This is a genomic window from Paenibacillus harenae (assembly GCF_030812415.1).
Lineage (GTDB): Bacteria > Bacillota > Bacilli > Paenibacillales > Paenibacillaceae > Pristimantibacillus > Pristimantibacillus harenae_A.
Genome location: NZ_JAUSST010000003.1, coordinates 30,657 through 45,631, shown reverse-complemented (window position 1 = coordinate 45,631; position 14,975 = coordinate 30,657). Strand labels below are relative to the sequence as shown.

9 protein-coding genes and 1 pseudogene are annotated in these 14,975 nt (G+C 46.0%); 1 reads left to right on the top strand and 9 read right to left on the bottom strand.

The window, feature by feature from the left end:
- Window positions 1-70 precede the first annotated feature (70 nt).
- From J2T14_RS10290 to J2T14_RS10280, 3 genes and pseudogenes are all read right to left on the bottom strand, one after another.
- A complete protein-coding gene (locus tag J2T14_RS10290) occupies window positions 71-6,112 on the bottom strand; it encodes a LamG domain-containing protein (protein ID WP_307470473.1) in 6,042 nt (2,013 codons plus the stop codon).
- 602 nt (window positions 6,113-6,714) lie between these two features.
- Window positions 6,715-7,170 carry a DinB family protein gene (locus J2T14_RS10285; RefSeq protein WP_307470471.1) on the bottom strand — a complete coding sequence of 152 codons (456 nt, stop codon included), beginning with the start codon at window positions 7,168-7,170 and terminating at the stop codon, window positions 6,715-6,717.
- A 368-nt stretch (window positions 7,171-7,538) separates the two neighbouring features.
- Window positions 7,539-7,832: pseudogene (locus tag J2T14_RS10280) on the bottom strand (DUF2199 domain-containing protein); the annotation flags it as partial.
- Window positions 7,833-7,852: 20 nt separating this feature from the next.
- Between J2T14_RS10280 and J2T14_RS10275 the strand changes: the two are divergent.
- Window positions 7,853-8,392, top strand: a complete 540-nt coding sequence (locus J2T14_RS10275; RefSeq protein WP_307470469.1) for a GNAT family N-acetyltransferase — start codon at window positions 7,853-7,855, stop codon at window positions 8,390-8,392.
- 243 nt (window positions 8,393-8,635) lie between these two features.
- Here J2T14_RS10275 and J2T14_RS10270 read toward each other — a convergent pair whose 3' ends face one another.
- The 6 genes from J2T14_RS10270 to J2T14_RS10245 form a co-directional block, all read right to left on the bottom strand.
- Entirely contained in the window at window positions 8,636-9,205 is a 570-nt protein-coding gene (locus J2T14_RS10270) for a HupE/UreJ family protein (RefSeq protein ID WP_307470468.1), read from the bottom strand.
- Complete coding sequence (locus J2T14_RS10265) at window positions 9,198-10,397, bottom strand: hypothetical protein (RefSeq protein ID WP_307470467.1); 1,200 nt, start codon at window positions 10,395-10,397, stop codon at window positions 9,198-9,200. The genes J2T14_RS10270 and J2T14_RS10265 overlap by 8 nt, the downstream gene beginning before the upstream one ends.
- A 225-nt stretch (window positions 10,398-10,622) precedes the next feature.
- Window positions 10,623-11,561, bottom strand: coding sequence for an NADP-dependent oxidoreductase (locus tag J2T14_RS10260; RefSeq protein ID WP_307470466.1), 939 nt, complete (start codon window positions 11,559-11,561; stop codon window positions 10,623-10,625).
- A gap of 391 nt (window positions 11,562-11,952) precedes the next feature.
- Window positions 11,953-12,909 (bottom strand): VOC family protein, encoded by a 957-nt coding sequence (locus J2T14_RS10255; protein ID WP_307470465.1) that lies wholly within the window; start codon window positions 12,907-12,909, stop codon window positions 11,953-11,955.
- A 61-nt stretch (window positions 12,910-12,970) separates the two neighbouring features.
- On the bottom strand, window positions 12,971-13,543 hold the full coding sequence (locus tag J2T14_RS10250; RefSeq protein ID WP_307470463.1) for a TetR/AcrR family transcriptional regulator: 573 nt from the start codon (window positions 13,541-13,543) through the stop codon (window positions 12,971-12,973).
- Window positions 13,544-14,011: 468 nt separating this feature from the next.
- Window positions 14,012-14,692 carry a serine/threonine protein kinase gene (locus J2T14_RS10245; protein ID WP_307203393.1) on the bottom strand — a complete coding sequence of 227 codons (681 nt, stop codon included), beginning with the start codon at window positions 14,690-14,692 and terminating at the stop codon, window positions 14,012-14,014.
- Between the last annotated feature and the right edge of the window lie 283 nt (window positions 14,693-14,975).

The following is a 14,975-nucleotide window of genomic DNA, read 5'->3' as shown; positions in this document are numbered from 1 at the left end:
AGCGAGCGTATGATTTAACATACACTCGCTAAGATTGATGACTAAGCCCCGTGCCCCGGGGCTTTTGCTTTTAAACGTTCTTCTGCTCCAGCGACTCAAGCGCATTCCGAAGCTGTGCAGCCGCATTGTCGATTGTCTCTTGAGCAGCATCCGCAGGCAGTGCATTCGCTTCCGCGACCGCTGCCTCAAGCGCTTGCCAGCTCGATTCGGTATATAGCGCTGCATCGAGCGCAGCAGCTTCTTCCAGCAAGATATGGACCAGGCTGCTGTCAATCCATTGCTTCGCCGTATTGTTCATCGCTGCCTGAATTTCTTCCGCACTCAAGACGTGATCATAAGTGCGGAATTCGTCGATCATGCCGTTAAACAGCGGATCGGGCCATTGGCTCTTGCCGATGTAATTAACGCCGGGTTTGAAATCGCTTGGCTTGATTGTTACATTGCTATTAGTAGCCTTCAACTCTCCGCCTACATACAACTTCGCCGAACCGCCGCCAAGCGTCACCGCTACATGGACCCATTCTCCCACGGGAAGCTTCGCGGTTTGCACCAATTGTTCGGTTCCGCTGTTCTTAATGGCGAAACGCAGCGTATTGCTGCCGCCGGAACTTGGCGTAAGGAACATGTATTGGTTCGTATTGTTGCCAAAGTCGAAGATGCGCTGCCACGCATTTCCACCCTTCCAGTTCACCCAGGTAGCCACTGTGACGGCATCGGATGTGGATAGAGCATGCGCCGAAGGCAGCGTAACGGAGCCGGTTCCGTTCAGATCAATCGACTGACCGAACTTTCCTTCCACATACGCGGACGTCCCGTTCACGGTTGCGTGAGTCGACCCGAATGTATTGTCCGCATGGCCATCAAACGAATAGAGTGACAGAGGAACCAGAACCAGCAAGCCTTCGGCCTGCTTGAGTTCAGCCGCAAGCAATTCTTTATTGGCTCCCGGTTGATTCATCTCCGATTCAATCCGCTCCACTTCTTTCTGATACGTGTAGTAGCTTCCTTTCGTGTAGCTTAAAGATTCGCCGATGTAAGTCTTTGCCGTTTTTTCGCTTTCCAGCTTGAACGGAGCAGTTGCAGAAACATACAGCGTGCCCGGACTTGCGCCGATTTGCGGGATGCTCACAGTTCCGTACGTGCTTTCGATTACGGTTGAGCCAAGCGCATCGGTATCCGAGGCCGTTCGGTAAACCTTTACAACCGTTCCTGCCTCATATCCAGAAACTTCAACCGTGTCCGCAGTTGCTTCCGAATCATTGGTTACTTTGATACTGGTTTCAGAAGGCGGTACAGTGATGTTATCCGATTTATATTTAATAATTAATTCAGGTCCGTATTGACCAGGGCTGCTGTTACCGGAAATATATTCTTTCGTAACCGGGTTCACTTCGCCGCTAGGAACGGACAATAGGAAGGTTGCTCTGTTCCCTACGTTGGCTTTCACTATCTCGGTTACGTCAAGAGTCCAGCTCCCATTAATAGCATGCATCGCGTACGCACTTTCCGGTTTAACAACGGCTGAAGCAGACGGTCCTGCCAAAAAGTCTGTGGCCGCTTCCCAGCTTCCATTAAAGTACTCGCTTTTCAATTCCGCTCCAAGCGTACCGCCTGCGCCAGGCTCCTTCCAGTTATCCCACTCCATATGCTGCGCACGCAGAGTCGCCGTTCTTCCATTATTCCGATACATTCTTAACGTTACCGATTCAATATTCGCATCCTCGAAATCCGGTACGTTGTTAAAGGTAACGATTCCAAATCGTTTAGCCCCTTCGTCCGGTCCATTGGAAAGAATAACTAACTGCGGATCTCCGCCAGGTGCAGTCGTGTTAAAACGCAGCGTTGCATCCTTTTCCGCCTTCAAGTTAATTAGTCCGTCTTCCCCTGGATATGACTTGGCCGTTCTGGCACTTTCCATTTTGCCCGGAGTTGTTGCGGTTACATACAGAATGCCGGACTCCTCGCCTATTTGAGGGATGCTGACGGTTGCGTAGGTACTTTCGGCAACGGTTGTGCCAAGCACAGCAAGATCCGTAGCCGTTCCGTATACCTTTACAACATCGCCTTCCGCCAGACCGGTCACTTTTACCTTATCTGCAAGTCCTTCAAGATAGTTGGATACCATAATGCCGGCTACGGAAGGCTGTGCCGTTTCTGCAGGAGGATAGACCGTATCGGAGAATTCTCCCAACGTTCCGTCCGCATACCTGGCAACTACCTTATAACCTGGCGTATCTTCAAAACCCGGCTCCGGGTCAACAAATGACAATGCCGTCGCATTCGAAACGAGAGCTGTCCAAGGCGAGCCTTCCGCCAGCTCCGCAGTGCCTTCCTTAAATACCGGGTTTGTTAAGCCGGCCTCCTTATCATAGGTACGGTACAAATCGAAGCTTACCGCATGCTTCGGTTTGTTCCAGGAAAGAGAAATGCCGTTGCCGTTATCCACTCTTTGAATATAAGGATAAAGCTTGCCGCGAGCCGTTTCTTCGACAGTGACCTCGCTGAACTGCGCTTGCTCTGCGGCCGCAACGCCCGAATAGATAGCGTAAGGGAATGGGGTGAACATTTTCTCCACCATGATCCAATCCGCTCCGTCCCTGGACACATAGGCATGAATATAGTGCGAATCGTAGTCACGCACCAATTTCAGATACGGATAATCATCCGCGTGCAATCCAATGAGTTTCGCATTCATCGGACTTTTCTTCTCTTCCGAGAAAGCGTGTCGGGAATCCCTTGTACGGTTCTGCAATACAAGATTGCCGTCTTGATCGGCTCCAAAATAAATGTACCGGGTATTGGACTGCAGCAGATCACGCATCATAATTCCGCTTGCGTTCCCGCTATGGCTGTCCAATTTCGCACGGATGGAGCTGCTGCCGGTTGCGACCTGATTTACGAAATGCAGCGAATCGTTGATATCTCTATCGTATATGTTCAAGTCGTCGCCTTCACCCAGGCCTGTGCCGTCGGCACCCTCGATTGCAATGGTTGTGCCTGTATTTGTTGCGACGCCTGTTGTTGTGCCGATGCGGTCATCACGCCATATCGCACCTGGATCGATTAAGGATACCGGTGCGGTCAAATTTACCTTTGCGCGATAGGAGTCATCTCCAGCACCTAGATCATTTACTGCAGAAACTTTATAGTAGTATACTTTTCCATTTTGAACCGTCGAATCTTTATAGTAATTGCCTGTTACTCCTGCTGCAATGACTTGGTACGTACCATTTTCCGTTTCGGAACGCTTAATGGTGTACGATTCCGCTCCTGCGGTCGTAGTCCAGGTAATTCCCGCATATCCGTTGCCCGCGAATGCTTTAACGAAATTAACGGTAAACGGCAACGGGTCTATATGGACATCGGACGTTAATTTCAACACCATCGCAGATTTCGGCGGAATCGTTACCTTTCCGGTTTTGGTAACCGGAATTTGTTTTCCCGATACAAGGTCTAATACGGTACTGTTCCCCTTATAATCCGCAGGCATTTTCACGTCAAAGGATCGTTTATTTCCATGTTCGTCACGGGTTGTATTGAAAACCATGAGATACTTTCCGTACCTTGCCGATAACAGATCCGGATAACCGGCATAAGGCGTGTCAGCCTCAAAATTATCCCGTTCCGTCCGGCCGACGCCAGACTGATAAGTAATCGGTAAAATTTCTCCCGCAAGAGCTTGAGGGGCGTCAGCACCATTCGTTATTTGATCTTCAAAAAATATCATGTCGATATTTTCCATGCGCATCCAATAGTCCTGATACTGAAATTTGCTGTCGGTTGCAATTTGTACGATATTGTCATAGTTGTCGTTAATCACATGAAGTCTGCCGTTGCCGCTGTAACCTTTATTAAGCTCGTTCAGGTTAGCGAACATACGAAGGTCGCCATCACGGATCGAGAGGAACATATTGTCAACGTCCGCCCAGGCAAACTGTTCGTAGTCGGCCGGGTTCACATCAAGCGCCGCTATTTCTTCTTCCGTATAATAATTGAAATCCGTCTGCGGAAGAACGGCGCCAGCCGTCACCTGACCGCCGAAGCGGCTGAAATCGGCCCGCTCGCCGGAGACGTATTTATAAGTGTCTGCCAGATGGTAATCCTCTGCGCTGTTCGTGCCTCTAGTTCCGAAAGTGAAATTGAACAGTTGGTGATCCGCAAGCTGCTGCTGCGCGAAACCGACCGCTTCCTTCGCATACCGCCAGTACTCGTCCCATTCCGGACCGCTGTACCTTTGCTCGTTGTGGACCATCTCCATTTCCAAGGAAGCGTACTGCAGCGACATTCCAGTTGAAGTTCTCGCGCCATACGCGTAGAAACCTGGCAGAGCCGTGTTCCTCTCATCCGTGACTTGTTCCGCTCTCATAATTCGTTTCCCGTCGTCATCCAAAGACGTGTACCGGACATACCCGCGGGCATGCATGTTTTTCAATGCCAGCTTCAGAATTTTATCGTTCAATTCCTCATCGCCGGGGTGGTTTAACGTTTTGTAGAAGTTCTTCAAAAGGTAGTTGGCCGCCTCGCCGTAATTGGCGACATATCCGTTTTCCCTTGTCAGTCCCGCTTCCGTCAGGCCGTTGTAATGCTCGCCGTACGGCACCCGCCTGACGACGTTCCCGCTCGTATCCAGCTTGCTCTTCGCGAGTCCCTTAGCTACGATTTGCAAAAAATCTTCCGTAAATCTGGCCGTCTGGTCATGATAGAACAAAGAATGGTACAAATCCAATTCCTCGCCGCCCGGGCCGACCAGCACTTCTTCCCCGAGGAACGGTTGCCCCCCTAACGCTTCAAGAAGAATCTGATGGCTGCGCTCTCTGCCTTCAAAGAAAGGAGAACCGATCAGGCGCAGACCTTCGTGCGCTTCCCATGCGCCTTCATACGTATACACCACTTGATTATAGATGTAGGACAGTCTCGTACGGGCAAAATCGAAATTCGCTTTCAGCACGCGCTCCCACGCTTCACGGCGAGATAAATCTCCGCCATTCCAGTCCACTCCCGCAAGCGAGTACAGTCCGTCGACCGTTCCCGTCGCAAACGGCTGATCGAGGAACGCGTTGAATGCCGCCTCGCCATAGACGGCGTCATCCTTGATGAGCTGTTCGACAATATACAACGCCTCGCCTAATGCGCCGTAATAGCCGCCCCAATCGCCTTGATGTCCGCCCCTTGTCACCAATCTGATATTTCCATAATAATCCTTGACATGATTGTCAATCACTTTAAAAATCCGTCCAAGCGCCGCTTTCTTTGCTTCGGCCGTTTGAGCCGGCGACCAATCGTAATGAAGCGCGCTCGCATAAAACTTCAATTCATCCTGATAACGCACAATGGATAATTTGCCGGCTGCGCTGGCATCTACCCGGTTGGAATAATCATTGAACGTCTTTACCAGACTTTGCGTATAGCCGTTAATGAGGGCTTGCTTTTCCTCATCCGTCAGATCCTCTCTAACCATTGAAACCGGATCTTCTGCAATATCGCCCTGGGTTTCATCCGATACATCCAAGTGAGCCCCCGTGTGCGTATAGGCGTTGTAATACCCTCTGGATGGTGCGTTCACTTTATCGCCGAAATTACCGCTGTACGTTCTGACGGTAATTTGTACGGCATCTTGTCCATGCGTGCTTACTAACGGAAGCATGGTTGTATTATAGTAAAACCGCTCCGGCAAACCTTTGCTAATACCCATGTTGATCGGTTGGTAATCTCCAACGCGGCGATAGCCGACTTGCTCGCCATTGATGAATACCATGCTTTTGTAGAAGGATTCGTCGCTTCCCCAAAACTTCATGGTGAAGTAGTTTTGAGCGGCAGGATCGACTTTCATCGTAAAAGTCATTTCTCCGCCTTGAATATCCTCTGGTATACGCGGCAGGGAGACCCGTGCAGGCTCACCCAATGCGCCGACGATGGCGTTGGTAAATTCACCTTTGAACTGGTGTTGTTGTTCTGACTCTGTTTGGCCAAACACCAGCTTATCGGTATATGGACTAGCAGCTGCAATCGGTTCAGCATGCACGGCCTTGGGTTGCAACGGTAAAGCTACCGGAAGCATCAAGGCGACGCTCAGGCAAACAGCCAGGACACTTTTGAAATGTTTTGTTATCATGATGATCTCCTCATTTCTCAATTGGATTGAACCATATGCGATTTACGAATATGATGCAGTTAAATCTATCAAATGAATATGTATCTCCCTCCTTATTTCTTGCCTTAGGTAAAATCATTCAATGAAAACGTTTACAAACTCTATTAAAAAATACATCACCTATAGCTTGAATACAATGCGGTTTTTTAAGGATAAACTGTATGTTTTTAAAGAAAAACGTTTCACCGTACCATTTCGGGAAAATTGTACGTTAAGCATAATATTGAAAACCAAAAAGCCAGATTCCTTTACGCAAAGGAAATCCGGCTTCCCATATCACATCTATACACCCTTGAGAAATACTTCAAGCTTTGTTCTAAAGTATTGAATGTCATAATTAGCTTGAAGTCCATTCTCTATTCGTAAGTCGTTCGATTCTGATAGTTTAACCTAATTTCATTTACCTAGAGATACACGCTTTCGAAGATTGCAGGAGTTAGCACACGCTTGTACTTAGACACGTTCATATATGTTTTGCTTACATTCACGATCACTTCAACTGTAAGTTTATCAAAATTCTGTTTTTTGAATAACCCCACATCCGTTACCGCCCCTAAGCCCTGTTAGAGCCTCGCGAACGTGATGTAATCGACTTGGACAGGCTCTGCCGATTCGATCCGAAGCGCCCGGTTGATCTGTCCTCGGTGATATTGCCCATGTAAGAGGACCTGCAACAGGATGTCCCGGACGGACGTTCGGAACGGAACCCCGCTCTGGTTTGCATAGTCGATCATCTCGTCCAACTCGGATTCCTCAAGCTCTTCGATATAGACGCAATATTGCGCGGCGTTTTTTTCGAACATCGTCCGGACCGCCGTCAGGTCTTCCGCTTCCTCCCACAACGAATATTGCGCGCTGCCCTTGCCCTGCAATCGGGACAGCCAGACTCGTTCCGCGACCGCGACGTGCCGAGCCAGCTTCAGAAGGTCCTTGTTCTTCGTCCCACTCTCCTCGAGCGCGTCCAAGATGCGTCCGTCCGCCCAGTACAGGTGATCCATCATGCACTTGATCGTCTTCATTTCGGTTTCCCCCTCTTCGTCTCTTCGATTACTTGAACCAACTGTTATCCGTTAACTTAAGCCCAGCTGTACTTCTTGTGATGAGAAGTAATACAAACATTATTAGCCTCCTATTTCTTTGGAGCCCAAACATAAGAAGCACACTGAACAAAATCATAAAATTTCCCTAGACTTATCAAGTATACCACCATGGATAGCTGAGCTCTTAGGGAAAATTGGTGCCTTTGTTGCCTGCGACATGGTAGCTGTTTTGTACGTATTAATCAATAGTACCCGTTAGCACAATGGAGACTGCCGTTGGCAACCCTGTCTGTTAACTAATTCCGGGTAATTATTTGAAGCTATTTTCCTTTGCAAGATGCATGCCACTATGACTGCTTACTTCGGTTACCCAGGAAAGTAAAGATGTTCATATAAAGTTCTTCCGGGTGGGTAAGGTTTAGCTTCAGTTCGTTGCGATCGCCGGTATTGATCCCATTTGTTTGTTCAATAGCTAGTGGGTGGTCTGTTGGTTCAAGTTTAATATATGGACGGATACCTACCGAGCGAGTATGTACCATGGTTTTTACGTTTAATGTCTCTGGATAGCGTGTAAGCGAAGTTGAAAGCCAACCAAACATAGGTTCCACAATTTCTTCTCTGCCTTCTTCATCCCAAAATTCGTTTGATCAAGATTCGACCAGTGGAACTCCGTGATGTGGATACGATCTATCGGTTTCGGTTGGATGAAGAAGTGATGTTTTGGGCGTCAGGCGGGTTTGGCAACGCGATTCCGGCGCGAGAGCAGCTGGTTGAGGAGTTCCGGAATCAGTCGCCCCTCGATACGCGACGCTTTTTCGTGATTGAGGTGCAAGAGGATGCTCAAGAGGAGCCTGTAGTGATTGGCCAGATTTCCTTCCGCAACATGGTCCGGGTGGCGCACAGGGCCACAATCGGCATGCTGATCGGTGACCGCCGCTACTGGGGCAAAGGGTACGGGGCGGCTGCATTATCGGAATTTGTAAAGATTCTCTTCGCGCGCTACAACCTGAACCGTATCGACATGGACACTTTTGTTGATAACAAGCGGGCGATTCGTTGCTATGAGAAAGTGGGTTTCACTGTGGAGGGTGTGCGGCGCAAAGCCATGTGGACGATGAATGGCTTCCGCGATCAGGTGATCATGGGTCTTCTGCAGGAAGAGTGGCTAGACAGAAATGGGAATAAGACGTATTACCTGTGATGTCTTCTGGGCGTGAACGTAGCCGAGGAATTTGTACATTCCTCATTTCGTGTATAAAATTAGCCGGCCACCGGCCGGTAATTATTATGCTATCGTACCCGTCCCTCGGTTTTAAGGGTTTATCTCACATATACTCACTCATTCGCAGGATTTCATCACCGGATTGATCCCAGTCCCCTTTTCGCGAAGAAGAGCCGCCCGGGTTTGAAACTGGGCGGCTCATTACTAGAGCCCAATGACATTTTAAATCTTTAATATTGTTAAATATACTCCAATAACAAAAATCGTTAAGCCTGAGAACCTTAAAGTGGTCGATCCTTTTCTTTTTTCTAGGATGAGTAATCCGCTAACTGCACCAATGATGTGTAAACCTAGAGTTGTAACTAGAAATCCAATCATGTATTCAATATGATTTAATGTATTGGGGATTTCAGCACCATGGGCATACCCATGAAAAAATCCGAAAATGGCAACTCCCAATCCGGCCAAGACGATTGAGCTCTTTTTGTTTAAAAATATAGCTAAGCCTAATAACAAAACTGATAAGGCAATCATAAACTCTACATTGCTAAGTTGAATTTCTTGAAACCCAACAATCCCCCCAACTGCCATCATAAATAAGAAGCAAGAAGGTACTAGGTACACTGCTCTTCCTCCTATTTGAGCACTCCAAAGCCCTACAGCTACCATCGCAAAAAGATGATCAATTCCTGTTAATGGATGTAGAAACCCACTTCCACCAAATCCGTGCGCATAAGAGGTGTCAATCGATAATATAAAAAATATTACAAAGAGTAAACAATATCTAAACATTATTTATCGCCTTCTTATGTTTCTTATGATCTTTTACAATTATGATTAATCCTAATATTGCTGGTATCATAGGGAACAAAGCCGTGTACATGCCTGAAAAATATTCGTAACCGATTCCCTCTTTGACCATTCTTACGATAGGGAATACAAGAAAATGGGTTGGTTCCCCTAAAATCATTCCAACAATCATAAACCATAAGATGAAATTTCCAAATACTTGTCTTTTCCATAGACTATATGCTCCAAATACCCAAAAGATGGGTCCTAAGAAAGTGATAACGTAATCAAATTCCACGTCAGACCATGGGTGTCCTGAAATGGATGCAATTCCCCGGTTAAAGTGTGTGAGCACTTCTTCTCCAACGTGAATGTAAAAAAGTGCTTGTAATAAAAGGTATAAAGGAACTAGTTTATAAGGATCTGCTGGAATATTGGAAGTCGTTTTCCGCCAACCAATCATTCCTCCCATCATGGACCCTACAATTACTCCAACGGGTAAGGGACCAGCTTGCGTATAAAGGGTTACAGCATATACCACAACAAATGTCACCAATAGTAAAGACCATAAATTCTTTTGCTTTTTGGTCAAAGGCTGATAATCTTCAATTTTTTGCTCTTCTTCTTTAGGTTTAATGAGCTTCAAGATACCAGATACACTGATATAGAATAGCAACATCGCTAAAATGAGACCCAAATAGTAAACATGATTATAGGATGAATAATTTCCTAACTCTACCTGTAATTGTATGAGAGATTCAATTGTGAAATAAATAAACCCCCACCAAGCGAAGAAGTAACCGACGGTTTGACGTTTGCTCAAGTAATATCCACCAAAAAGTAAAAGGGAGACTGGCAGACATACCATCCATACAAACCATTGCATGTGATTAAGTGTGAAAGATTCTGTGAACCACTGATTGTAATTCAAATAAACAAATTGTGAGAAGTCAGCTGTATATCGAACTGTGTTTAAAGCAACAATCAATACAATGCCTAATATATATTTTGGTAAGGTATTAGTTTGACTAGGTGTTGACTTATATGAAAATTTTAACCAACCAATTAATGCAAGTAAGCTGATCAGACCGTACTCGATGGCAATACCAGATCCTATAGTAATGAACAGCATGACGGATAAAGTAATGGTGGATGACACTACTGTTAAGAGACTTGTTAATCTAGCGTTTTCCATATTTGAGATCCCTCTCTTCCGTTCGAAATGGTACGGTGACCACTTATTGTTCAGACGCATATATCGGCTCCAGGATTCCGTCAATAAAGACACGAAAAAAGGTATCCATAAGTTCATTCATAGCAATACCATGGCGAGCTGATACATCCGGCCTGATGCAAGCTTGCAATGATTCCAGAAAGAGAACTGTCGCCAATTGCCTCTTCAAGAACTGCCCATTTTGGGTTAGTCGGAAATATGGAGCACGATACGGCCACTTCCGTGTCCTCGCTGGCTCAATTCGTGGGCAAACCCGGCTTCATGCAAAGGAAACGTTCTCGCAATAAAGGTCTTTACGATTTCCTCTTCGAACAAGTGGGCAATGGTTTCCAAATCTTCTTTTGTAGAAAGTTGGCTCGGCTTTAATGCCTTGATGCCAAGCCCCTTCGCTTTTTCCAAAGACGGTTGTTCCAGTAAAGAAACAATGGTCCCCCCAGTTTTTACTACAGACCAAGAACGTTCAAGTGTCTCTCCACCCACGGTGTCAAGCACAAGATCCACATCTTGCACCACTTGTTCAAACGATGTGGAGGTATAATCGATTACCGTCTCAGCGCCTAAAGAACGTACAAAATCCACATTTGCCGCTGAGGCTGTTCCAATCACATGCGCACCTTTCCATTTGGCGAATTGGACAGCGAACAAACCGACACCGCCGGCTGCCCCATGAACCAGGACTCGGTCCCCGGCTTTCAACTCTCCATCATACATAAGTGCCCGCCATGCGGTTGCTGCACCTCCTGATATCGTGGCTGCTTCATCAAAACTGATCGAATGTGGCTTAAGAACAAGAAAATCTGTAGAAGCAACTGTATATTCTGCATATGTTCCCGTAGTACTTCTGCCGAATACCTGCTGTCCTTTCCGGAAATTCGTAACACCTGCTCCTACATCCTCAACGATGCCAGCAAAAGATGTTCCTGGTATATAAGGGAATCGAATCGAACGAACCTCTTTAAACAATCCTTGACGTAGTTTCCAATCTGCAGGTAATACTCCGGCAGCATGTATACGAATAAGTACTTCTTCATCCTTTGGTTCAGGACATGGAATTCGTTCATGCTTTAATGCTTCGGGTCCGCCATATTCATGAAAACGGATGACGTTAATCATTTTTTGCGGCAAATTGAACGATCCTCTCTATATAAGTGTCAAACAGCATAGAGTATTTACCATGCCGGAGAGCTGACAATACCATAAAACTCGGCACTCCTCTTCATCAAGCATACTTATGAAATAAGCATATATCCCCTGCTCATACGTTGGACAAGCTTTCAAAAATGCCCGCTTGCCCTCACGAGTAATTACCGCATAAGAGCCTCGCCGATCCTCCTGCGTTCGTTCGAAGTGAACGAGCCCCTCTTTTTACAGCCGCTCGACCAAGCAGGTCAGTCCGCTTGGAGTCAATGCCGCCTTGTGATCGCCTATTTATTCATTCTGATAAAAGCTTATGTTTTATAAGCTTCACATTAGAATATCTTTTAAAGTCGGTTGGTTATAATTATGAGTCTAATGTTCAGCCTTGCCTGAAAATGAGAGCCGTTCCGAGAAGGGAGGCGCCCGGTACAAAAACATCTTCCCTCACTGTCTCAATAACCTGAAATCCATTTGATTCAAGATGCTGTCGGGTAACAGAAAGGTCACGCACTTTTACTGCATATCCTGCAAATCCCGGTAAAGACGGGAGGGTTTCTCCCGGAAGCAAATCGGTTAAACGGGACTTAGGAATGATCGTAATGCGCCCGCCATCGAGATCAAACACACATACCTCCCCTTCTTTTTGCGGCTGAGTTCCCAAATAAAGTCGATATCGCGCCGCACATGCATCAAGCTCTCCATCTTCGACGCACAGGATCGCTTCGACTAACTCGATTGCCCCATTCGGATGCTCCGTATGAATCTGTGTCTGCAAAGCTTCCGATGGTGGATTTTCAGCGAATGCTAACCGTCCTTCGGACACTTGTTCGTCATCGATTTCGAGCAAGCGTACAGGAACCATTTGCGTACCGGTCGATGTCTCCACGGGACGTTGTATCGTATTGACACCTCCGTGTCCTACTTTTCCCTGGTCCAGACGAGCCGCAGAAGTAATCGCATCGGAAGTGGAGAAGACCAAAATATGCGTTCCTTCAAAGCGGGCCAGACAGCGAGAGATAGTGGCAACAGTACGCTTGATCGAGGCGATGATTCGTGAAAGTACGGCTGGAGGCGCCGAAAGCGGTATGAAATGGGCATCATGAGGAATTCTCCCCCCTTCCTGCACGGTCGTTACGATTTCAATAAAATTTTCGACAAAGTCGATATGAGCATTAGCTGCTCCAAACGGTCTAGGTGTCCCGCCTTCTTGTTCAACCATTGTCGGATAGGCAGGCGGCTTGCATATGAAACCTAGCTTCCTGTACAGCTCCAACGCCATTTCCATATCATAGACAACATGTCCTACATGATGAATTTTGTTAATTTCGGTACTCATGATACAACCTCCTCATCAATATATACAAACCGAGTGCTCGCTATGTTTTATTTAAAAAAAATTATGCTTTTAGCTCTAAGTATATTCCATCCCACAATTCCATCAACGTACGCTTCATTGAGAGGCCATCGATTCCTACTAGGATGCTTCGTATGCCGATTCCATCGGAAGTAGAAACAAACATCTTTGCAATTTGTTCGGCACTCATAGATGTTCGGATCTCCCCAATGCTTTTGGCACCGTGAATGACATTCATCCAAGCATCCAACTCCGCTTGTTGGATCTTAGCCAACTTCTCCCGAAAATGCGGAAATAGCTTTAACACGTCGAAGAACAAAGAGAAGTAGTTCAAATCGAAATCACGACCTTCTCCCGTTAACCACTCTATATAATCGTGATAATATTTATAAAGGGAACTATTGTCAAATTTAGTAAAATGCATATCAAGGATGGTCTGAAGAGAATTCTCCACAATTTCGAGAAAAAGTTCGTCTTTTGTCTTAAAATAATGAAAGAAGGCACCTTGAGACACTCCCGCGTTTTCTACAATCTCTTTTATCGTAACTTCCTTGAAGCTCTTTCTCAGAAAAAGCTGAAACGAGACGCGTACGATAGTCTCCCGTGTAGTTTTCACCCGATTCCTTCACCTCCATCGCCTGGAACATAGCGAGCACTCTGTATGAAAATACAATAACATGAACGTTCGACTGAAGAAACCCATCTTTTTGTTTCCTTGTTTATGCAACAAAAGGCCTTAATTCTAGTAATACCATTGAAACTATCCTGCCAGTTACTTGAGCGAAGGGCTACCACGCGGCAGCCCTTCAGGATTTAACTATCGTTACCCGTTAGCTTAATGCCAGCTTCATTTGTTCACTTATTATAGAGTGAGATCGCCATTGAGTAAAAAATTCATTTCGGTGGTGGAATCTTCTTCCAATCCATCGTATTCGCCTAACACGAGTTGCTGCTTATCTCTGCCATCGTTCAACTCTTCGCACATAATCGAGCTGTTCTGTTCTTTTTGGAGGATTAAGGCTCGAATATATAAAATTTCAACAGAAATATAAACAAGGGTCTGAGATAGTAATCTTGTCCCCGTTCATTTGCGTTCCCCAAAGAAAAGCCGACTCACACGTTTAGAGAAGTCTTCTATTCCAAAACTTGCCGTATCGATCCGGTTATACCAGTTCGTTATGGTTTCCAAGATCCATAAAGGTACCTGTAACTCGCATATCAGAGGATAAAAATGTTTGTATGCCCATACCAAGTGTTCCCATCGACTATCGTTTCCTTCCTTGATATATTCCGAAACATCAAGAACTTTTCCTCTTCCCTCTTGCAAAAGAACATTTTTTAAATGAATATCCCTTGGGTTCAGCCCCTGACTTCGGACAAACTCGCGGGCCTCCTCAACGTCTTGGATCACTTGTTCTGGAACACGGACACCTTGTAGAAGACAATCATATAAGGTAACTCCTTGTTCAAAACTTAAAACCAAATAGTTAGGTCCGACTCCATAACATTGGGGGAAATACTGCGATCCTTTTAAGCGTTTGTATATACCTGCTTCCACTTCCTTTTTCTCTAATGACTGAGCGGAATACACTTTATATGCGTAATTAGGGGTGTCCTGGTAATAAAAGACCGCGGCGTCCGTTCCGATGCCAATGCAACGCAAATCTTCTGCAAAACCGATGACGGAAACAGGTTTATTGTTTTCATGACCAACGACCTCAATATCCCTCAATGCTTCCTCCGCTTGTTTCCAATCTGAAATCATAATCATCTTCTCCTTGTTGTTTTGGCATTATTTTTGCCGACGGACCCATTTCCCTATTTTAATCCATACTGAGCCAGCAATGCACAAATCAGCACGACAATTCAATGGAATAGAAAGTGTTGCGTTATTCAGCCCGTTAGCTTAATGACGCAGCCAGGAATCCGAAAGTTAATAGCAGCTCTTAAGAGCCGGAACGCCGTATTGTTTCACTAAACACAGGGACACAAGACCACTTTCCATTCGTGAAAATAAATTTTCGACTGATTCGTAACAGAATACATAT

Bases quoted from the DNA above. Each gene is read 5' to 3' on its own strand.
- J2T14_RS10290 (WP_307470473.1), bottom strand. From the start codon at position 6,112: ATGATAACAAAACATTTCAAAAGTGTCCTGGCTGTTTGCCTGAGCGTC.
- J2T14_RS10270 (WP_307470468.1), bottom strand. From the start codon at position 9,205: ATGTTTAGATATTGTTTACTCTTTGTAATATTTTTTATATTATCGATT.
- J2T14_RS10255 (WP_307470465.1), bottom strand. From the start codon at position 12,909: ATGAGTACCGAAATTAACAAAATTCATCATGTAGGACATGTTGTCTAT.
- J2T14_RS10245 (WP_307203393.1), bottom strand. From the start codon at position 14,692: ATGATTTCAGATTGGAAACAAGCGGAGGAAGCATTGAGGGATATTGAG.
- J2T14_RS10285 (WP_307470471.1), bottom strand. From the start codon at position 7,170: ATGAAGACGATCAAGTGCATGATGGATCACCTGTACTGGGCGGACGGA.
- J2T14_RS10265 (WP_307470467.1), bottom strand. From the start codon at position 10,397: ATGGAAAACGCTAGATTAACAAGTCTCTTAACAGTAGTGTCATCCACC.